Annotated in this window: 21 protein-coding genes; 13 read left to right on the forward strand and 8 right to left on the reverse strand. The window is 74.5% G+C overall.

Going from position 1 to position 18955, the window contains the following annotated elements:
* Positions 1-28 precede the first annotated feature (28 nt).
* The 3 genes from BIV57_RS08685 (at position 29) to BIV57_RS08695 (ending at position 2058) form a co-directional block, all read left to right on the forward strand.
* Positions 29-295 carry an acyl carrier protein gene (locus BIV57_RS08685; RefSeq protein WP_071656107.1) on the forward strand — a complete coding sequence of 89 codons (267 nt, stop codon included), beginning with the start codon at positions 29-31 and terminating at the stop codon, positions 293-295.
* Positions 296-505: 210 nt separating this feature from the next.
* Positions 506-1585, forward strand: a complete 1080-nt coding sequence (locus tag BIV57_RS08690; protein WP_071656108.1) for a glycoside hydrolase family 130 protein — start codon at positions 506-508, stop codon at positions 1583-1585.
* A 38-nt stretch (positions 1586-1623) separates the two neighbouring features.
* On the forward strand, positions 1624-2058 hold the full coding sequence (locus BIV57_RS08695; protein WP_071656109.1) for a VOC family protein: 435 nt from the start codon (positions 1624-1626) through the stop codon (positions 2056-2058).
* Positions 2059-2106: 48 nt separating this feature from the next.
* Here the strand turns inward: BIV57_RS08695 and BIV57_RS08700 are convergent, their stop codons facing one another.
* Positions 2107-2721 carry a DUF1345 domain-containing protein gene (locus BIV57_RS08700; protein ID WP_139275551.1) on the reverse strand — a complete coding sequence of 205 codons (615 nt, stop codon included), beginning with the start codon at positions 2719-2721 and terminating at the stop codon, positions 2107-2109.
* 104 nt (positions 2722-2825) lie between these two features.
* Between BIV57_RS08700 and BIV57_RS08705 the strand changes: the two genes are divergently transcribed.
* Both BIV57_RS08705 and BIV57_RS08710 read left to right on the forward strand, forming a co-directional pair.
* Positions 2826-3410 (forward strand): TetR/AcrR family transcriptional regulator, encoded by a 585-nt coding sequence (locus tag BIV57_RS08705; protein ID WP_071656111.1) that lies wholly within the window; start codon positions 2826-2828, stop codon positions 3408-3410.
* Entirely contained in the window at positions 3407-4561 is a 1155-nt protein-coding gene (locus tag BIV57_RS08710) for a GDSL-type esterase/lipase family protein (protein WP_217651712.1), read from the forward strand. The genes BIV57_RS08705 and BIV57_RS08710 overlap by 4 nt, the downstream gene beginning before the upstream one ends.
* On the opposite strand, the gene BIV57_RS08715 is transcribed toward BIV57_RS08710, so the two are convergent.
* The gene (locus BIV57_RS08715; RefSeq protein WP_071656113.1) at positions 4532-5005 is read right to left on the reverse strand and encodes a PaaI family thioesterase; all 474 of its coding nucleotides are present in this window, start codon (positions 5003-5005) and stop codon (positions 4532-4534) included. The genes BIV57_RS08710 and BIV57_RS08715 overlap by 30 nt on opposite strands.
* Before the next feature lie 47 nt (positions 5006-5052).
* On the opposite strand from BIV57_RS08715, the gene BIV57_RS08720 reads away from it, so the two are divergent.
* Entirely contained in the window at positions 5053-5805 is a 753-nt protein-coding gene (locus BIV57_RS08720) for a helix-turn-helix domain-containing protein (protein ID WP_071656114.1), read from the forward strand.
* On the opposite strand, the gene BIV57_RS08725 is transcribed toward BIV57_RS08720, so the two are convergent.
* A complete protein-coding gene (locus BIV57_RS08725) occupies positions 5798-6685 on the reverse strand; it encodes a hypothetical protein (protein WP_107409513.1) in 888 nt (295 codons plus the stop codon). The genes BIV57_RS08720 and BIV57_RS08725 overlap by 8 nt on opposite strands.
* Before the next feature lie 81 nt (positions 6686-6766).
* On the reverse strand, positions 6767-9001 hold the full coding sequence (gene katG, locus BIV57_RS08730; protein WP_071656115.1) for a catalase/peroxidase HPI: 2235 nt from the start codon (positions 8999-9001) through the stop codon (positions 6767-6769).
* A 171-nt stretch (positions 9002-9172) separates the two neighbouring features.
* Here katG and BIV57_RS08735 point away from each other — a divergent pair, with 171 nt between their 5' ends.
* From BIV57_RS08735 to BIV57_RS08765, 7 genes are all read left to right on the forward strand, one after another.
* Entirely contained in the window at positions 9173-9595 is a 423-nt protein-coding gene (locus BIV57_RS08735; RefSeq protein ID WP_071656146.1) for a Fur family transcriptional regulator, read from the forward strand.
* 120 nt (positions 9596-9715) lie between these two features.
* Positions 9716-10555, forward strand: coding sequence for an alpha/beta hydrolase (locus tag BIV57_RS08740; RefSeq protein ID WP_217651713.1), 840 nt, complete (start codon positions 9716-9718; stop codon positions 10553-10555).
* A 77-nt stretch (positions 10556-10632) separates the two neighbouring features.
* A complete protein-coding gene (locus tag BIV57_RS08745; RefSeq protein WP_071656147.1) occupies positions 10633-10986 on the forward strand; it encodes a DoxX family protein in 354 nt (117 codons plus the stop codon).
* A 143-nt stretch (positions 10987-11129) separates the two neighbouring features.
* Complete coding sequence (locus BIV57_RS08750; RefSeq protein ID WP_071656117.1) at positions 11130-11399, forward strand: DUF397 domain-containing protein; 270 nt, start codon at positions 11130-11132, stop codon at positions 11397-11399.
* 108 nt (positions 11400-11507) lie between these two features.
* Positions 11508-12461, forward strand: a complete 954-nt coding sequence (locus tag BIV57_RS08755; protein WP_079170152.1) for a helix-turn-helix domain-containing protein — start codon at positions 11508-11510, stop codon at positions 12459-12461.
* Positions 12462-12519: 58 nt separating this feature from the next.
* Positions 12520-13395, forward strand: coding sequence for an SAM-dependent methyltransferase (locus BIV57_RS08760; protein ID WP_079170153.1), 876 nt, complete (start codon positions 12520-12522; stop codon positions 13393-13395).
* 133 nt (positions 13396-13528) lie between these two features.
* Complete coding sequence (locus BIV57_RS08765; protein WP_139275553.1) at positions 13529-14488, forward strand: hypothetical protein; 960 nt, start codon at positions 13529-13531, stop codon at positions 14486-14488.
* Here BIV57_RS08765 and BIV57_RS08770 read toward each other — a convergent pair.
* The 4 genes from BIV57_RS08770 to BIV57_RS08785 form a co-directional block, all read right to left on the reverse strand.
* The gene (locus BIV57_RS08770; protein WP_071656119.1) at positions 14461-15120 is read right to left on the reverse strand and encodes an aspartate/glutamate racemase family protein; all 660 of its coding nucleotides are present in this window, start codon (positions 15118-15120) and stop codon (positions 14461-14463) included. The two genes, BIV57_RS08765 and BIV57_RS08770, sit on opposite strands and share 28 nt — an antisense overlap.
* A gap of 294 nt (positions 15121-15414) precedes the next feature.
* Positions 15415-16140, reverse strand: coding sequence for an AroM family protein (locus tag BIV57_RS08775; RefSeq protein ID WP_071656120.1), 726 nt, complete (start codon positions 16138-16140; stop codon positions 15415-15417).
* Positions 16141-16185: 45 nt separating this feature from the next.
* Positions 16186-17775 carry an OPT family oligopeptide transporter gene (locus tag BIV57_RS08780; protein ID WP_245797490.1) on the reverse strand — a complete coding sequence of 530 codons (1590 nt, stop codon included), beginning with the start codon at positions 17773-17775 and terminating at the stop codon, positions 16186-16188.
* A gap of 131 nt (positions 17776-17906) precedes the next feature.
* Positions 17907-18890: a DUF1177 domain-containing protein gene (locus tag BIV57_RS08785; RefSeq protein ID WP_071656122.1), complete on the reverse strand. Its 984-nt coding sequence runs from the start codon at positions 18888-18890 to the stop codon at positions 17907-17909.
* Positions 18891-18955 lie beyond the last annotated feature (65 nt).

Here is an 18955-nt window from a genome sequence, read left to right on the forward strand (position 1 = left end):
TCACATCGCCACCGACGAAAGGCACATCATGTCCGAGAACCCGTACGACGCCCTGGTCGAGACGCTGACCGGCAAGTTCGACGTCCCGCCCGGCGAGGCCGCCCCCGAGACCGTCCTCGGCGACATCGCCCTCGACTCGCTCGTCATGGTCGAGCTCACCCTGATCCTGGAGGACCGGCTCGGCTTCCCGATCGACGAGGGCGCCCTCCGCTCCGACCAGACCGTCCTGGAGGCGGCGAACACGCTCGCGGAACTCCGCGAGCGCAGCCGCCACCAGGAGGCTTCGCCGCGGTAGCCGCCCGAGGGCGGCGCGGCCCCGGGCGGCCGTCAGGACCCCGGCGGCCCGGCGCACTTCGGGCCGGCGCGGCGATCCGGTTTGGCCGGTGGCCGCCGGGGGCAGAGCGGCGGACGTGGCGCTGCCGGCCGTCGAGTGCCCGCCCCGGGGACCGGTCGGGCCGGCCCGCGCCACCCCCACCGACTCCGGAGCCGAGGGCCGAATCGCCGCATGAGCAACCACACCACTCCCGCCGAGATCCCCTACCGCCTGGTCCGCAAGGGCGTCGTGATGTCGCCGCTGCCCGGCGCGGCCGACGAGGCCGAGGGCGTCCTCAACCCCGCCTCCGGCCGCACCCCCGACGGCGTCCTGCACCTGCTGCCGCGGCTCGTGGCGAAGGGCAACGTCTCCCGTGTCGGCCTCGCCGAGGTCGTCCTCGACGACGGGGGCACGCCCGCCGGGGTGCGGCGCCGCGGCACCGTCCTCGCGCCCGACGAGGGCTGGGAGCGCGGCCGGAACAACGCCGGCGTCGAGGACCCGCGCACCACCTGGGTGCCGCGGCTCGGACGGCACGTCATGTCCTATGTGGCGTTCGGCCCGCTGGGCCCCAGGCCGGCCCTGGCCGTCTCGGAGAACCTCGTCGACTGGACGCGCCTCGGGCCGGTGCAGTTCGCGTACCAGCCGGGCCTCGACACCGACCTCAACCTCTTCCCCAACAAGGACGTCGTCCACTTCCCCGAGCCGGTGCCGGGTCCGGACGGCACCCCCAGCTACGCGATGCTGCACCGGCCGATGTGGGACCTGGGCTGGTTCCGCCCCGGCGAGGGCGTCCACCTGCCGGCCGGCCTCACCGACGAGCGGCCCGGCATCTGGATCTCCTATGCGCCGGCCGAGGAGGTCGAGCGGGACATCACCGCGCTCGCCCGGCCGCGCCACCACCGGCCGGTCGCGCTCGGCGAGCATTCCTGGGAGGAGCTGAAGATCGGCGCCGGGCCGGCGCCGATCCGCGTCGAGGAGGGCTGGCTGCTGATCCACCACGGCGTCTCGGGCGCGATCGAGGACCCGTGGGCGCAGAACCAGAGCGTGTCCTACGCGGCCGGCGCGATGATCCTCGACCCCGCCGACCCGGCGCGCGTCCTCGCCCGCTCCCGCGAGCCGCTGATGGCGCCGGAGGCCGCGGAGGAGCGCTCGGGCACGGTGCCCAACGTGGTGTTCCCGACCGCTATCGAGGAGGTCGACGGCAGGCGGTTCGTCTTCTACGGCATGGCGGACGCGCACATCGGCGTCGCTCTGCTGGAGCGGACGGGATGACGCCGCCGGGGCGGGGGCGGCGTCAGTAGGATGATCGGATGCCGGAGATCAAGCAGGTCCAGATCACCTTCGACTGCGCCGAGCCGGAGCGGGTCGCCCGCTTCTGGTGCGAGGTGCTGGGCTACGAGGTGCCGCCGCCCCCGAAGGGCTTCGACAGCTGGGCGGACTTCTGGGCGACGGAGCCGCCGGAGCGGCGCGGCGCCTCCTTCGCCTGCCAGGATCCGACGGGCGCGGGGCCGCGGCTGTACTTCCAGCGGGTGCCGGAGGGCAAGGTCGTCAAGAACCGCGTCCACCTCGATGTGCGCACCGCCACCGGCCTCGTCGGCGAGGAGCGCCTCGCCGTGCTGCAGGCCGAGTGCGACCGGCTGGTGGCGCTGGGCGCCTCGCTCTTCCAGGTGCTGCTGGCCGACGAGGAGAACGAGTCCTGCTTCGTGATGCAGGACGTCGAGGGCAACGAGTTCTGCCTCGACTGAGCAGGAGCGGGGGCGGGGGCAGGGACGGGGGCGGCGCCGGGTCCGCGGTCAGGACTTGAGCAGGCCGATGGCGAGCGCCACCACGGCCGCGTTGTAGAAGTAGGACGCCACGCCGTGGACCATCACCTGCCAGCGCATCCGGCGGGTGGTGACGGAGACGTCGGAGGCGGCGAAGGACGCGCCGACGGTGAAGGCGAAGTACATGTAGTCGGTGCGGTTGGGGGCCTGGTCGCCGGGGAACGCCAGGCCGCCGGACTTCTGGTCGACCGCCGAGTACATGCGCGCGTAGCCGGCGTGCAGCAGCATCCACGCGCAGATCATCGCCAGGCCGGCGACGGCCTTCACGTCGCTGTCGTCCTTCTCGACGATCGTCATGATGGCGGCGAGCGCGCCGATCGCGCTGGCCATCGCCGAGAAGAGGAAGTTGAAGCGGAGCCCCGGGAAGCCGGTGGGCGTCCGCAGCAGGTACTCCGGGGAGTCCTCCGCCCGCGAGCGCCGCAGCGCGACGAACCCCGCCCCGAGGTAGGCCAGCGCCAGCAGGTCCCAGAGCGCCATCGCCCCGAACTCCCCCTGGTCGGCCGCGACCATGAACACCCCCAGCCCGACCATCACCAGCTCCACCACCCGCGCGGCCCCGTACGCCGCCCATCTGCCCACATCCACCCGCGCAGTCTCGCGCACAGAGCGTCACCGGACCCGGGTCGGCGCGCCGCGTGCTACGCTTCCTAAAGACATTAGGCAAATTCCGAAGAGCTTTAGGCGGTGTGATGGCGCGGGCCGGGCTGAGTGCTGAGCGGGTGGTGGCGGCCGGGGCGGAGTTGGCCGATGAGGTGGGGTTCGAGGGGGTGACGCCCTCGGAGTTGGCGCGGCGGTTCGACGTGAAGGTGGCAAGCCTGTACGCGCACGTCAAGGGCGCGCAGGACCTCAAGACGCGGATCGCGCTGCTGGCGCTGGAGGAGATGGCCGACCGGGTCGCGGAGGCCGTCGCCGGGCGGTCCGGGCGGGACGCGCTGGTCGCGTTCGGCGATGCCTACCGCGACTACGCCCTCGCCCATCCGGGCCGGTTCGCCGCCGCGCGGTTCCGGCTTGACCCCGAGACCGCCGCCGCCAGCGCCGGCGTCCGGCATGCGCAGATGCTCCGCGCGCTGCTGCGCGGCTACCACCTGGACGAGCCCTACCAGACGCACGCCGTGCGCCTACTGGGCAGCGTCTTCGCCGGGTTCGTCGGGCTGGAGGGCGCGGGCGGCTTCGACCACAGCGACCCGGAGCCCCGGCAGAGCTGGACGGAGATCCTCGGCGCGCTCGACGCGCTGCTGCGGAGTTGGCCCACCCCATCCGAGAGACAGAAATGATGATCACGACAACGATCGACGACGGACTGGTCCGCGGCGCCCTGGAGTTGGAGCCCACCGCACGCGGCCTGGTGCCGCACCGGCTGCCCGCCGCGGCGCGGCGCCGCATACCCGACGGGCAACTGGCGATGGCCGAGGCGCAGCCGTCCGGCGTGCGGCTGGTGCTGCGCACCGCGGCCACCGTGCTGGAGCTGGACGTCGTCGCGACCAAGCGGCACTACCCGGGCGCCCCGCCGCGCCCCGACGGCGTCTACGACCTGCTGGTGGACGGCGAACTCGCCGCCCAGGCAAGCGTCGACGACGGCGACGTGCTCACCCTCGACATGGCCACCGGATCGACGCGGCTCACCGAGGGCCCGGCGCGCACCGTCCGCTTCGACGGCCTGCCCGCCCGCGACAAGCGCGTCGAGGTGTGGCTGCCGCACGACGAGGCCACCCGCCTGGTCGCGCTGCGCACCGACGCGCCCGTCCGCCCCGTCGCGGAGGACGACGGCCGCCGCGTCTGGCTGCACCACGGCAGCTCCATCAGCCACGGCTCCAACGCCGCGCATCCGACCGGCACCTGGCCGGCCGTCGCCGCCGCCCGCGCCGGCGTCGAGCTGGTCAACCTCGGCTTCGGCGGCAGCGCCCTGCTCGACCCGTTCGTGGCCCGGGCGATCCGCGACACCCCGGCCGACCTGATCAGCATCAAGCTCGGCATCAACCTGGTGAACAGCGACGGGATGCGGCTGCGCATCTTCACCCCGGCCGTGCACGGGTTCCTGGACACCGTCCGCGACGGGCATCCGACGACGCCGCTGGTGGTGGTCTCGGCGATCCACTGCGCCATCCACGAGGCCGTCCCGGGCCCGGCCGCCTTCGACACCGCCGCGCTCGCCGAGGGCCGGGTGGCGTTCACCGCGACGGGCGACCCCGAGGAGGTGGCGGCCGGCAAGCTCACCCTCGCGGTGATCCGCGCCGAGCTGGCCCGGATCGTCAAGGAGCGCGCCGCCGACGACCCGAACCTCGGCTACGTCGACGGACTGGACCTCTACGGCGAGGCGGACGCCGCCGAACTCCCGCTCCCCGACAACCTCCACCCGGACCCGGCGGCGCACCGCCGGATCGGCGAGCGGTTCGCCTCACTCGCCCTGTCCGGAACCGGGAGCTGACGGCAGCACGGCGGCGGCGCCCTGCGCGATCGCGCAGAGCGTCTCCGCCCCGTCGCCGTCGACCATCAGCAGGTCGCAGCGGCAGGTGATCCGCGTCCGCCCGGCGCGCACCGCGTGCGCGCGGGCACGCAGCAGCACGCCCCGCGCCGGCCGCAGATACTCGATGGAGAACCCCGTGGTCAGCAGCGCCGCCCCCGGCTCGGCGGCGGCCGCCCCGGCGGCGAACGTCAGCGCGTTGTCGGCGGCGTAGCCGAGCACCCCGCCGTGCAGATGGCCGTTCTGCTGCCGCAGCTCGTCCCGCACCTCCAGCTCCAGCGTCGCGCCGCCGTCCCCGAACGCGGCGACCCGCGCCCCGAGATGGACGCTGAACGGCTGGGCCGCCAGCGTCCGCCGCGCGTACTCCAGCTCCGGGGTGGGCGCGTCCTGGTGCTGCTCGGGATCCATCTCGACCTCCGTGTCGCTGCTGCCGTGCCCCCGTAGAATGCTCGATTGTGTCGAAAGTCCGCCATACCCCGCGAGCCTCCACCGCGGTGCTGCCGCTGGCGGCCGGCGAGAGCATCGACGCGCACCGCCACGACGAGCACCAGATCCTCTACGCGGGACGCGGCGTGCTCGCCGTCACCACCGACGCCGGCACCTGGGTGGCGCCGGGCACCCGCGCGCTGTGGGTGCCGGCCGGCACCGCGCACGCCCACACCGCGCACGGCGACCTCGATCTGCACACCATCGGCCTGCCGCGGTCCGTCAACCCGCTGGGGCTCGCCGAGCCGGCCGCGCTGACGGTGCGTCCGCTGCTGCGCGAGCTGATCCTCGCCTACACCCGGGAGGCCGGGCAGGGGGCGAGCGCCGAGCGCCGCCGGATGCGGGCCGTGCTCCTGGACCAGCTGCGCGCCTCGCCGCAGCGGCCGATGCATCTGCCCACCCCGTCCGACCCCCGGCTGGTGGCCGTCTGCGAGCTGCTGAGCCGGGACCCGGCGGACGGCCGGCCGCTCGCCGCGCTCGGGGCGGCGGCCGGCGCGGGCGCGGGGGAGCGCACCCTCAGCCGGCTCTTCCGCGCCGAGCTGGGCATGACGTTCCCCCAATGGCGCACCCAACTGCGGCTCTACCACGCCCTGGTGCTGCTCAGCGACGGGCTGCCGGTGACGGCGGTGGCGCACCGCTGCGGCTGGGCCACCCCCAGCGCCTTCATCGACGTCTTCCGCCGCACCTTCGGGCGCACGCCCGGCGCGCACCGCGCTACTTGAGCGCGGCGAGCGTCGACCGGGCGCTCTGCTCCAGCAGTTGGGCGGCCTTGCCGGAGCTGAGCTTCGCCGACCCCGAGGCGTAGCTGGAGAAGGTGACCTGGTAGGTCGTGCCGTGGTCGCGGACGCCCAGGATCTCGTAGACGTTGCTGCTGGAGCGCGTGTTGACCTGGGTGACGAGGTAGGCCTCCTGGCCGATGCCCGGCACCCTGTCCACCGTGTAGTGGTAGCTGGGGGACTTGTCGGCGGTGTAGGAGAGGTACCCGTCGGCGAACTCGGTCTTCGGGTCCTGCTTCTTGTGCAGGATCAGGCTGCTGTAGAGGTAGGCCGAGGAGTACGAGGTGGAGCTCGAACCGGAGCCCGCGCCCTTCATGTTGATCGTGCACTGCATGGTGTCGATCGTCGGCCGCCGGACGGCCGCCGGGATCGTGCCGCTGTCGCCGGTCTCCTTCTGGAAGCCGTTGGAGGTGAACGGCGAGACATCGGTCTTGGCGCACAGGTCGGTGGTGTAGCGGTAGCCGGCGAGGCCCGGCGCCGCGTCCCCGCCGCCGCTGCCGCCGGTGGCCAGCACGGCGGCGGCCCACACCGCGGAGGCCGCGACGGCGCCGCCGAGCCCCCACAGCCAGCCCTTGCCGCGCGAGCCCGAGGACGCGCCCGCGCCGGGGCCGGTGCCGGGGCCCGCGGGCGCGGGGTAGGGCGCGGCGGCGGGCGGCGGGGCGTAGCCCCCGCCGTAGCCCTGCGGCTGCGGGGCGGCGGGCGCCGACTGCTGCGGGAACGACGGCTGGGTCGGCGTCCGGGCGGGCTGCTGGGACGGCGGTGGACCATAGGGATTGGGCTGGTCCGGCCGTGCGTAAGGGTTGTTCGGGTCCCCCGGATTCGACATGGGGCGAACATACCCCGCGGCCGGCCGCCACCACCCCTCGGGGCGTGGCGACCGGCCGCGGGTCGCTCGGTGCGGGCGTCGTCAGCCGCGCAGGTCGAAGCGGTCCAGCTCCATCACCTTCGCCCAGGCCGCGGCGAAGTCCTGGGCGAACTTCTCCTTGCCGTCGTCGCTCGCGTAGACCTCGGCGACCGCGCGCAGCTCGGAGTTGGAGCCGAAGACCAGGTCGACCCGGCTGCCGGTCCAGCGCAGCTCGCCGGTGGCGGCGTCCCGGCCCTCGTAGGCGTCCTGCGCCTCCGAGGTCGCCTTCCACACCGTGCCCATGTCGAGCAGGTTGGCGAAGAAGTCGTTGCTGAGGGTGCCCGGACGGTCGGTGAAGACGCCCACCGGGGAGCCCTGGTGGTTGGCGCCCAGCACGCGCAGGCCGCCGACCAGCACCGTCATCTCCGGGGCGCTCAGCGTCAGCAGGTTGGCCCGGTCGACCAGCAGGTACTCGGCCGGCATCCGGTTGCCCTTGCCGAGGTAGTTGCGGAACCCGTCCGCCTTCGGCTCCAGCGCCTCGAAGGACTCGGTGTCGGTCTGCTCGGCGGTCGCGTCCACCCGGCCCGGGGTGAACGGCACCTGGAGCGTGACGCCCGCGTCCTGGGCGGCCTTCTCCACGGCCGCCGAGCCGCCCAGCACGATCAGGTCGGCGAGGGAGACCTTCTTGCCGCCGGAGGCCGAGGAGTTGAAGGACTCCTGCACGCCCTCCAGCGTCCGCAGCACCGCCGCTAGGTCGGCCGGGTTGTTGACGTCCCAGCCCGCCTGCGGCTGCAGCCGGACCCGGGCGCCGTTGGCGCCGCCGCGCTTGTCGCTGCCGCGGAAGGTGGAGGCGGACGCCCAGGCGGCGCCGACCAGCTGGCCGACCGTCAGGTCGGTGGCGAGGATCTGCTGCTTGAGCGCGGCGATGTCGCCGGCGTCGACCAGCGCGCCCTCGCGGGCCGGCAGCGGGTCCTGCCAGATCAGCTCCTCCTGCGGCACCTCCGGGCCGAGGTAGCGGACGACCGGGCCCATGTCGCGGTGCACCAGCTTGAACCAGGCGCGGGCGAACGCGTCGGCGAACTCCTGCGGGTTCTCGTGGAAGCGCTTGGAGATCGGCCCGTAGACCGGGTCGAAGCGCAGCGAGAGGTCGGTGGTCAGCATGGTCGGCGGGTGGCTCTTGGCGGAGTCGTGCGCGTCCGGGATGGTGCCGGCGCCGGCGCCGTCCTTGGCGACCCACTGGTTGGCGCCCGCCGGGCTCTGGGTCAGCTCCCACTCGTAGCCGAAGAGGTTGTCGAAGAAGCCGTTGCCCCAGCGGGTGGGCGTGGTGGTCCAGATGACCTCCAGGCCGGAGGTGATGGTGTCGTCGCCCTTGCCCGTGCCGAAGGAGTTGCGCCAGCCCAGGCCCTGCTCCTCCAGCGGGGCGGCCTCGGGGGCCGGGCCGACGTTGCTGTCCGGGGCGGCGCCGTGCGTCTTGCCGAAGGTGTGGCCGCCGGCGATCAGCGCCACCGTCTCCTCGTCGTTCATCGCCATCCGGCGGAAGGTCTCGCGGATGTCGCGGGCGGCGGCGATCGGGTCCGGATTGCCGTTGGGGCCCTCCGGGTTGACGTAGATGAGGCCCATCTGGACCGCGCCGAGGGGCTCCTCGAGGTCGCGGTCGCCGGAGTAGCGCTCGTCGCCCAGCCAGGTGGTCTCCGGGCCCCAGTAGACGTCGTCGTCGGGCTCCCAGGCGTCCACCCGGCCGCCGCCGAAGCCGAAGGTCTTCAGGCCCATCGACTCCAGCGCCACATTGCCGGTGAGGATCATCAGGTCGCCCCAGGAGAGGCTCTTGCCGTACTTCTTCTTCACCGGCCACAGCAGGCGGCGCGCCTTGTCCAGGCTGACGTTGTCGGGCCAGCTGTTGAGCGGGGCGAAGCGCTGCTGGGCGGAGCCGGCGCCGCCGCGGCCGTCGCTGATCCGGTAGGTGCCGGCGCTGTGCCAGGCCATCCGGATCATCAGCGGGCCGTAGTGGCCGAAGTCGGCGGGCCACCAGTCCTGGGAGGTGGTGAGGACCTCGGCGATGTCCCGCTTGACGGCGGGCAGGTCGAGGGAGCCGAACGCCTCCGCGTAGTCGAAGTCCTCACCCAGCGGGTTGGCCGCGGGGTGCTGCTTCGCCAGGATCTTCAGGTTCAGCCGATTGGGCCACCACTCCTGGTTGGCGTCGCCCCGGGTCGGGTTGACGCGGCCGTGCGCGACGGGGCACCCGCCGCCCTGGGCCTCATGCTCCGCATGCGCGGCGGTGGCGTCGTTCTGGTCAGCCATGAGAGTCCTAACCTCCAGGCGGGGGTGCGGAAAGGCCGCCGGATCCGAGGCCTCCCCGCCCCTTGGGCTGTCTCGCAGCCGATCCTACGATGGACGGAGTCCAAGTCAAGAAGCTAGCCAAGCATGTACCCCATCAAGTCGGGGCCCGACGAGCGCGAAGAGGTGGACGCCATGAGCGACCTGCTGGAACGGCTGCGTGCGCGCGGCTGGCGGATGACGTCCCAGCGGCGTGTCGTCGCGGAGGTGCTCGACGGGCAGCACGTGCATGTAACGGCGGACGAGGTCCTGGCGGCGGCTGCGCTGCGGCTGCCGGAGATCTCCCGGGCCACCGTCTACAACACGCTGGGCGAGCTGGTGTCGCTGGGCGAGGTGCTGGAGGTCTCGACGGACGGGCGGGCCAAGCGCTACGACCCCAACGCCCGCAACCCGCACCAGCACCTGGTGTGCGGGGGGTGCGGCACGGTGCGCGACGTGCACCCGGTGGGGGACCTGGTGGCGGGGCTGCCGGAGGCGGAGCGCTACGGGTTCGCGGTGACGGGGGTGGAGGTGACGTACCGCGGGCTCTGCCCGGAGTGCGCGGCGGCGGCCGGATGAGGTGCTCGGCGGCAGCCGGATGAGCGCGGCGGGCGGCGTGCGGCGTGCAGCGTGCGGCGTGCGCGGCGTGCGCGACGGGGCGTGCACCGCTGACAGCGCGTCATGTCGTATGGTCCGATGATGAATCCGCTGAGTGGCACCGTCGCCGGAGTCCCGTTCACCGCGTTGCCGCCTGTGTCGCCTCTGCCGCCGGCGGGCGGGGCCCCCGATCCGGCCGCCGGGCTCGTCGTCGCCTGGCACGAGACGGACGCGCCGTGCACCGACGCGGCGATGGCGGCCGCCCTGCCGCTCGCGGACCTCGACGTGTGGCGCGTCTACCTGGCCGCGCCGCTCTGCGGGCGGCGGGCGCCCACCGGCGACCAGCACGCCGAGATCGGGCGGCGGATCGACGCCGACGCGGTGCGGGAGTACCTCGTCCCGGTCGTCGAGGGCGCCGCCGCCGAGCTGCCCGCCGTCCTCGCCGGGCTGCGCGCCCGGCTGGAGCTGGCCGAGAACGGGCCGCTCTGCCTGGTCGGCGGGTCCGCCGGCGGGGCGGCGGTGCTGGCCGCGATCGTCCGCCGGGAGGTGCCGGTGGCCGCCGCGGTGGTCGTCAACGCGGCGCTCCGGGCGCACACCGTGGTCGACCTGATCAGCCCCGGCTACCGCTGGGACGCGGAGTCCGAGGCCGCCGCGGCCCGCCTGGACTTCGTCGACCGGGCGGCCGAGATCACCGCGGCCGGCGCCCGGCTGCTGCTGGTCAGCGGCAGCGAGGACTACCCCGAGCTGCGCCGCGACGCCGCCGCGCTGGCGGCCGCGGTGCCGGCCGGCACGGCCGAGGTGGCGGGGCTGGGCCATCCGTTCGCCCCGCGTCCGGGCCTGGAGCCGGCGCCGCGGCTGAAGGAGGCCGAGGTGCTGGACGGCATCGCCGCCGAGTGGCTGATCCGGGAGGGCGGGCTGCCGCGGCGGAGCCGTCCGAGCTGACCTGTCACGGAACCGGGCGCCCGTCCCGTCGTATCACCGATCCGATCGGTCGATGCGAGACGAGGGACGTGCAGACGATGATCCATCCTTGGTGGCCGCCGGCCGCGCTTGCCGCTGTCCAGTTCGGCGACGCTGTGATGTGCGTGGGTCCGATGGTGTTCATCCGCCAGTGCCTGACGGACGTCGGGTTCCCGCGGCGGTACTGGCGGCTGCTGCCGGTGCTGAAGACCGCGGCGACGGCCGGGCTGGTGATCGGGATCTGGTGGCCGCCGCTGGCGGTGCTCACCTCGGCGGCGCTGGTCCTCTACTTCCTGATCGCCGTCGGCGCGCACGTCCGCGCCCGGGACTTCGGCCGCAACCTCTTCCTCAACGCGACGGGGATGCTGCTGATGTGCGCCGCGGTGCTGGGGTTCACCGTCGCGGCCGGGTGACGAACCGATGACGGCCGGGGCCGTTGATCGTTGATCAGTGCATAACCCATGCGGACTGACGGATGGTCAGGGTACCGTGCCCGTGCAAGAACGTTCGTACGTGCAAAGGAAATTGCACCAAGCCCTGCCGGAGTTGATCCACCATGAGCAGCGAGCCGTTCCCGACCGGTGCGCCCTCGGCCGTCCCCGCCCCCAGCCTCGTCGGCGCCGCGTGGCGCAAGAGCTCCCACAGCAACCCCAGCGGGGACTGCGTGGAGTTCGCCCCCGTCGCCGCCGGCACAGTCGCCGTCCGCAACTCCCGCGACCCCCAGGGGGTCGCGCTGCTGTGCAGCACCGCCGTTCTCGGCGACTTCCTGCGGGCGGCGAAGGAGGGCGAGTTCGACGACCTGATCCGCGGCGGATCGAGCCGATGAAGTGTCAATTGCCAATCGATCTCGACTGATTGGCTGATCCACCTGTCCATGCGCCGATCGCTCTGGAAGACTTCAGACCCCACCGAACTGATCGTGAGAGGCGCACCCATGGCGGCCAACCAGCCGTTCACCGCATCGGACCTCGACGGCGAACCGCAGCGCGGTCGGGTCTCCGAGTCGCCGGCGGGTCGTGTGCTGAACTACTCGCGCGCCGACCCCACCATCCGCCGGGTGATGCTCGGCCTGGAGCTGCGCCGCCTCCGCGAGGCCGCCGGCATCAGCGCCGAGACGGCGGGCGAGACCATCCGCGCCTCGCCCGCGAAGATCAGCCGGATGGAGCGCGGCCGCGTCAGCTTCAAGCTCCGCGACGTGGACGACCTGCTCGCGCTCTACGGCCTCACCGACCCGGCCGACCGCGCACCCCTGATGGAGGTCGCGCGCGAGGCCAACTCCCCGGGCTGGTGGCAGAAGTACAGCGATCTGCTGCCCAACTGGTTCCAGATGCACCTGGGGCTGGAGGGCGCCGCCGCCCGGCTGCGCACCTACCAGGTGCAGTTCGTCCCGGGCCTGCTGCAGACCGCCGACTACGCCCGCGCCGTCGTCCTGCTCGAGCACGTCGACGCCGCCGACGAGGAGCTGCAGCGCCGCGTCGACTTCCGGATCGAGCGGCAGCGCCTCCTCGACCAGGAGGAGCCGCCGATGCTCTGGGCCGTGGTCGACGAGGCCGCGCTGGCGCGCCCGCTGGGCAGCGCCGCGGTGATGCGCCGCCAGCTGGAGCACCTCGTCGAGGCGGCGGAGCGCCCCAACGTCACGCTCCAGGTGATCCCCTTCCGCCGCGGCGGCCACGCCGCCGCCGGCGGGCCGTTCACGGTCATCCGCTTCGACGAGCCCGAACTCGCCGACGTGGTCTACCTGGAGCAGCTCACCAGCGCCCTCTACCTGGACAAGCCGGCCGACGTGGCCCGCTACTCCCAGGTGATGGACCGCCTCTGCCAGACGGCCGACCCCTGGCAGGACACCCCCGACACCCTCCGCCGGATCGCCCGCGAGCTGGACCGCTGACGCGGTCCCGGCACGCGGTGCGGCCGTCGGCACGAGCCCCGAGGAAGCGACGATCCCCGTGACCGAGACCGACCACGTCCAGACCCCGCCGCCGGGCGACCCGACGGTGATGAGCCACGCCCGCGCGTACAACTTCGTGCTGGGCGGCAAGGACAACTACCCGGTGGACCGGGAGGGTGCCGAGGCCGTCATGGCGATGGCCCCGGACCTGCCCGTCCTCGGGAAGGCGCAGACCCGGTTCTATCTGCGGCTCGCCGATCTGTGCGCCCGTCAGGGCATCGACCAGGTCCTGGACATCGGCTCCGGCATCCCGGTGCGGCCCTACGTCCACGAGATAGCCCGGGCCACCCTGCCGGACGCGCGCGTCGTCTACGCGGACTACGACCCGCTGGTGACGGTGATGAACAACGCGCTGCCCGCGAAGGAGCGGGGCGTCGTCGCCATCGAGGCGGACGTGCGCGACCCCGAGGCGCTGCTCGGGCACGAGAAGGTGCGGAGCCTCATCGACTTCGACAAGCCGGTGCTGATGCTCTTCATCGGGCTCTTCCACCTGGTGACGGACGCCGAGGACCCGCGCGCGCTGATGGCCGCGTACCGCGACCGGATGGCGCCGGGCAGCTACGCGGCGATCACGCAGTTCAGCAGCGACGGCAGCGATGCCGCCGCGCGGGCGACGCTGGAGCAGATCTCCGAGGGGTCGCCGTCGCCGATGTGCTTCCGCTCCAAGGCGGAGATCCTGCCCTTCTTCGACGGCTTCGAGCTGCTGGAGCCGGGCCTGGTGGACAGCGTCCAGGAGTGGTGGCCCCGCCGGAACGGTCCCGCGGCCGAGGGCGGTCCGGTGCCGCGGGCGGTGGACGCGGACTGGTGGCGCGACGAGAGCATCCCCGAGACCGGCCTGAAGTGCGCGGCCGGGGTGGGGATCAAGCGCGCCTGACGGACGTACTCCGCCTCGACATTTGGTCAAGCGTCGGTAAAGATTGGGGGATTCGCCGAGGCCGAGGCAGGGGAGGCAGGACGGGATGGTGGCGACGGCGCCCGACGCGGGAGCGGACGCACCGCATCCCGGTGTGATCCCCCTGCGGCCGCTCCGCCTCGGCGAACTCCTGCGGGCCGGCTTCGCGGTGCTCGGCGCGCACCGCCGCGTGCTCGCCCTGGTCGCCCTCCCGTCCGCGCTGGCCGGGCAGTTGGCGTACGTCGGCGTCGGCCTCCTCCTCCGGGCCCGCCTCCGGCACCTCGCCGAGCCGCTCCGGGTGCTCACCGACGAGGGCGCCGGCGAGGACGAGCGCGGCGACGCCGCGCTGCGGGTGGCCCGCGCGCTGCCCTCGCTGCTCGGCGCGCTGGGCGCCGCCCAACTGCTGGTCTGGCTCGGCGCGCTGCTGATCGCCGCCGCTGGCGTCCACCTCGCGGGGCGCGCCGTGCTGGGCGAGCCGCTCGCGGCGCGCGAGGCGTGGGGCGCCGCGCTGCGCGCGCTGCCCCGGCTGATCGGCACGAACCTGCTGGTGGTGCTGGCGGTACTGGGCATCGTCGCGGTCGGCCTGCTGCCGCTGCTGCTGGTGAGCGGGGGCGGCGTCGGGCCGGCGCCCAGCATCGAGGTGGGCATCGGCGGGCTCGCCGCCTCCGGCGCGGTCTCGGCATGGCTCGCGGTGCAGTGGGCGCTGGCCGTCCCGGCGGTGGTGCTGGAGCGGCCGGGGACGTCCGCGGCCGGGGCGCTGGGCCGCTCGTCCGCGCTGACGCGCGGGGCGTGGCCGCGCTCGCTGGCGGTCTGCGCGGTGGGCGGCCTCGTCGGCGCGGCCGCGGCGTTGACGCTGCATCAGGCCGCGACCGCGGTCGCCGACCTGGCGTTCCCGCCCGCGCTGGCCACCGGGTGGCCGCTGGCCGGCAACCTGCTGGTCTCCGCCCTCGGCCCGGCCCTCGCCGCGGCCATCGGCGGCAGCCTGCTGGCGATCCTGCTGACGCTGCTCTACCTCGACCGGCGGATCCGCGTCGAGGGGCTCGCCGCTCAGCTCGCGTCGGCCGGGCGGGTGTAGGAGGCGAGCAGCCCGGCCGCGAGGACCGGGTCGACCACCGGAACGCCCAACTCCCGCTCCAGGACGGGGCGCAGGCCCAGGGACGTCATCCCCGTGCAGGCCAGCAGCAGCACCTCGGCGCCGTCCGCGACCAGACGAGCGGCGGCGGCGCGTGCGGCCCGGCTCCCCTCGGGGGTGCGCAGCTCGGTGGTGGTGTGCACGCCCTCCGGCCGGCGGGAGGCGGTGAGCCGCTCGCCGAGCAGCGCGGCGATCGGCGCGGGCGCCTCGTCGCGGATGCCGAGCACGCCGATCCGCGCGCCGAGCCCCAGCGCGACCCCGGCGGCGGCCGAACCCGCCCCGATCACCGGGACGTCGACCGCGGCGCGGGCGGCGGCGACCGCCGGATCGGCGGCGCAGCTGATGACGACGGCGGAGGCGCCCTGCGCGGCGAACGCGCGGACCAGCTCGACGATCTTCGGCTCGGCGCGGCGCTCGGAGGCGTCGTCGTGGATGCCGTGCGGCTGGTCCGGGATGCAGCGCGAGACGGTCGGCAGCCCGAACCGCGCCTCAAGCAGCCGGCCGTGATCGTCGACCAGTTCGGGATCGTCCGAGCTGAGCACCCGCACGACGGCGAGCGGAGCGGAGATGGACATGGACGTACCTCCTTGCGTCAACGGCAACCGCACCGCGTCGGCGCGGGCCGGGATTCTGCCGGTGTCCGGCTGCGGCGCGTGGTCGTGGGTGAGTGGCGATCGGGCGCGCGACGGCGCGCAGCGCCGTTCGGGGGCGGGGGCGCGGGGGACTGCGCGGCTGCCCGACGGCGAACCGCGGCACGGGCGTCAGCCGTTCGCACCGCACCGCGGCGCGCCGCCGCCCCCGCGGAGGCCGCGCCGTTCGGGGGCGGGGGGAACTGTCCGGCTGCCCGACGGTGGACCGCGGCACGGGCGTCAGCCGTTCGCACCGCGGCGCGCCGCCGCCCCCGCGGAGACCGCCTCCGCGGCGAGCCGCAGCGCCATCGACCGCGCCAGCAGCACCGGTACCCCCGCCGCCCGCGCCGCCGCGGACCGCATCTCCTCGGTGTAGCCGACGCAGTCCAGCACCAGCCACTCCGCGCCCGCCGACGCCAGCTCGGCCGCCGCGGACGCCACCCCCGCCAGCGCCTCCGCCGGCGGCGCGTACGGGGTGGCGCCGAGCGCGCGGACACGTCCCGGCAGCAGCGCCGACCAGCGGGCGGCGACGTCCGCCGCCTGGTCCGCCCGCGGGCAGACGATGCCCACCGGCGCCTCCCCGACCAGCGCCGACGCGGCCCGCTGGAAGAGCGTCTCGGCGAAGAGCAGCGGGCGCGCGGACCGCACCGCGGGAAAGCGCCCCGTGCACAGCAGCAGCGTCGCCGCCGCGCCGTCCCCCTCCGCGCGGGCCACCGCCCGCTCCAGACGGGGCATCAGCGCACGGTGCCCGAGGACCACGGACCCGCCGTCCCGCAGCCGCGTCACCAGCGGCGCCTCGCCGGGGTCGGGCGCGAGCGCCGCGGTGGCGTCGGCGGGGCCGTCGAAGACGTCGTCGTCGAGGGCGCCGTGCTCGGCGAGGCGGATGCCGGTCAGCAGGGGCGCGGCGTCGGTGTGGACGTCGGTGCGGGGGGCTTGGCCGATGGTGACGAGGCCGAGGGTGGTCACGGCGGGGCTCCGGTTCCGGTCGGTGGTGGTCGAACGCCGCGCGGGCTACAGCGCCTTGGTCAGCTGGCCGACGTCGTTGAGCGAGCTGCCCGCGACCAGGCCGGCGCCGACCAGGGACATGTCCGCCTGGGCCGCCTCGTCGCTCGCGGCGACCGCCGCACGGTCGCCGCGGTCCGCCAGCCGGCGCCGCCGCCACAGCACATAGCCGCGCCGCACGATCAGCGCGCCGAGCACCATCCAGCCCGCGTTCGGCGTCGCCACCAGCAGACCCGTGGCGAGCAGCACGCCCATCTGGCGCGACGAGCCGCCGAGCCACTGGATCAGCGCGCCGGGGATCGCCCACAGCAGCATGGTCGTCATCGTCCCCGGGTCGAGGCCGGCGCCGATGGTGTCCGCGTAGACCTTGGAGACCGGCGGGATGCGCCCGTCCGCGAAGAAGCTGTGCCAGGCGACGGCCACCACGACCAGCGCCACCGCGAACCCGACGAGCTGCGCGATGTACTGCTGGCGCCGGCCGGCCAGCTCGAACGGCTTCCACGGCACCGCGTCCTTGCGCAGCAGCCAGCCGGCCTTGAAGTCGAAGCCGATGTCGGCGAACGCCGGGCCGGTGGAGGCGGTGTAGCCGACGAGCAGCGCCAGCGGCACCGTCGGGATGTGCAGCACCAGGCCGACGATGAGCACGATCAGCGTCACCGCGAAGGCCGGGAACCAGCCCGAGTGCATCGCGGCGAGGCCGACGATCAGCTGGTGGACCAGCGCCGCGACCGCGGCGAGCGCCACCCAGCCGATGAGCGCCGGGACGGACATGCGGCCCGCCACCCCGCCGCCCACCGCGACGACGATCGCGCCGATGGTGAAGAGGCCCATGCCCTGCAGCAGTCCGCGCCGCAGCCGGGTCTCGGGGACGGTCGGGACCTCCGGCTCCGACGTCACCGCCGCGCCGGCCTCGGCGTCCGGCTCCGCCGCTGGTCCCCGCTTCTTCCGCATCAGCAGCAGCGCCTGCACCAGCGCCACCAGCCCGGCGCCGATCATCAGCCCGTGCGGCACATGCTCCGCATTGAGGTTCACATCCAGCAGACCCGGCGCGTACTGCGCCACCGTCAGGCCCACGCCGAACATCAGCAGCGCCCAGACGTTGCCCAGGAACGCTACCCCCGCCGCGCTGGTCGGCAGCTTGAGCAGCGCGCCGACCAGCCCGACCAGCGCCCCCGCGCCCAGCACCGCGGCCTTCCGGCCGCCGGAGTCGCCGGCCTTGATGGTCTCGGCCGCGGCGACGCCCGCCGGCCAGGCGGCCGTCGCCGGCAGCAGCTTGGAGTCGAAGACCCGGAAGAGCACCCAGCTGTCCACCGCGAGCCCGATGGTCGCGCCGGCGAGCATCGGCCACACCAGGTCGTGCCGGCCCAGCGCGAACGGCACGGCGATCGGCGTCAGCAGCGAGTTGGCCGCCGCGAACGTCGAACCGGAGATCGCCGACTGCACCAGGTTCTGCCGGTGCGGCGAGCGCATCCGCCGCATCATGGCCAGCGGGACGCGTCCGACCAGCATGGCGATGAGCGCGCCGATCACCGAGGTGTTGGGCGAGACGCCCAGCGTGGTGATGAGGACGACGCCGATCAGCGCGCCGAGCACCGACATCACGACGGTCACGGCGAGCGTGACGGGCTCCAGTGCGCGCGGGTGGCGCGGGGGCGCGGCGGCGGCCGGCGCGGGCTGCTCGGTCACTTCGGGCTCCGGGGGCGGTGAGGGGGAGGTGGGGGAGGGGCGGATCAGGTGGCGAGCTCGGCTCCGACCGCGGACTGCAGCCGCGTCATCGGCCCGTAGAGCTCGACGAGGCGCTCGAACTCGTCCCGGTCGAGGAAGGCGGCCGCGCCGCGGCCGAAGTCCTTGGCGGCCTCGACGGCGAACCGGGCGGCGGCCGCGATGTCGGTCTCGTGGCTGGCGCCGGTGGCGCAGCCGGCGACCGCGGTCGCGGCGGTGACGGCGAGCCCGACGACCGGGGCGTCGGTGGCGACGGCCGGCTGCAGGATCGAGTTGATGTGGTGCACGCCGTTGCCGTACGGGGTGATGTCCTGGGTGGTCAGCGGCAGGACGCGGGCCGGCTCGCCGGTCACCGACTCCAGCACGCCGAGCAGGTCCTCGCTCACCCGCAGGATCCAGCCCTGGCAGACCGTCGGGGAGAGGGCGATGCCGCGGTGGTTGAGCAGCCGGTTGCCCTTGGTGGTGTCGATGGAGACCACCGCGTCCATCTCGGGCGCGATCTCCTGGCGGTTGCAGGTGAGGATGTCGACCGGGGAGTCCATGAACGGCACCGGGTCGTGCGGGCGGGTGGGGGCCCAGCCGCAGACATGGGTGGAGACGATCACGTCGCCGTCCAGGACGTCCCCGCGGGCGTGCATGTCGAGCAGCTTGGCGGCGGCGGCGAGCGCGGCGACCGCGCCGTCCGCGTCCGAGACCAGGCCGATCCGCTCCGGGCGGGCGCCGACGCCGCCGAGCCGGCCGAGGATGCCGAGGGTGGGGGCGTCGCCGCCCGCGGTGCGGCCGCGCCGGCCGGGGATCGTCACCCGGACGAAGTCGGTGCGGCCCTTGTCGCCCTCGACCGGGGTGACCTCGATCCGCGGGGCGGCGGCGGTCGCGGGTTCGGTGCCGGCGCCGGCCGCGGCCCGCGCGGCGCGCAGGTGCGCGGCGAGCAGCTCGCCGTCGGTCTGCGGGCGGTCGAGGAGTTCGACGACGTCGAGGACGTGCTTCAGCAAGGGGTTCTCCGCTGACGGGGGTGGTCGTTCGGCGGTCAGGTTCTCTCCGGGTTCGTCGTCAGCGC

The organism is Mangrovactinospora gilvigrisea, assembly GCF_001879105.1.
Lineage (GTDB): Bacteria > Actinomycetota > Actinomycetes > Streptomycetales > Streptomycetaceae > Mangrovactinospora > Mangrovactinospora gilvigrisea.

Coding starts and splice junctions, on each gene's coding strand:
- BIV57_RS08715 (WP_071656113.1), bottom strand. CDS start 5,005: ATGGATCCCGAGCAGCACCAGGACGCGCCCACCCCGGAGCTGGAGTAC.
- BIV57_RS08755 (WP_079170152.1), top strand. CDS start 11,508: ATGGCGGCCAACCAGCCGTTCACCGCATCGGACCTCGACGGCGAACCG.
- BIV57_RS08780 (WP_245797490.1), bottom strand. CDS start 17,775: ATGTCGGTGCTCGGCGCGCTGATCGGCGTCGTCCTCATCACCACGCTG.
- BIV57_RS08690 (WP_071656108.1), top strand. CDS start 506: ATGAGCAACCACACCACTCCCGCCGAGATCCCCTACCGCCTGGTCCGC.
- BIV57_RS08740 (WP_217651713.1), top strand. CDS start 9,716: ATGAATCCGCTGAGTGGCACCGTCGCCGGAGTCCCGTTCACCGCGTTG.
- BIV57_RS08735 (WP_071656146.1), top strand. CDS start 9,173: ATGAGCGACCTGCTGGAACGGCTGCGTGCGCGCGGCTGGCGGATGACG.
- BIV57_RS08770 (WP_071656119.1), bottom strand. CDS start 15,120: ATGTCCATCTCCGCTCCGCTCGCCGTCGTGCGGGTGCTCAGCTCGGAC.
- BIV57_RS08750 (WP_071656117.1), top strand. CDS start 11,130: ATGAGCAGCGAGCCGTTCCCGACCGGTGCGCCCTCGGCCGTCCCCGCC.
- BIV57_RS08695 (WP_071656109.1), top strand. CDS start 1,624: ATGCCGGAGATCAAGCAGGTCCAGATCACCTTCGACTGCGCCGAGCCG.
- katG (WP_071656115.1), bottom strand. CDS start 9,001: ATGGCTGACCAGAACGACGCCACCGCCGCGCATGCGGAGCATGAGGCC.
- BIV57_RS08725 (WP_107409513.1), bottom strand. CDS start 6,685: ATGTCGAATCCGGGGGACCCGAACAACCCTTACGCACGGCCGGACCAG.
- BIV57_RS08710 (WP_217651712.1), top strand. CDS start 3,407: ATGATGATCACGACAACGATCGACGACGGACTGGTCCGCGGCGCCCTG.
- BIV57_RS08705 (WP_071656111.1), top strand. CDS start 2,826: ATGGCGCGGGCCGGGCTGAGTGCTGAGCGGGTGGTGGCGGCCGGGGCG.
- BIV57_RS08685 (WP_071656107.1), top strand. CDS start 29: ATGTCCGAGAACCCGTACGACGCCCTGGTCGAGACGCTGACCGGCAAG.
- BIV57_RS08745 (WP_071656147.1), top strand. CDS start 10,633: ATGATCCATCCTTGGTGGCCGCCGGCCGCGCTTGCCGCTGTCCAGTTC.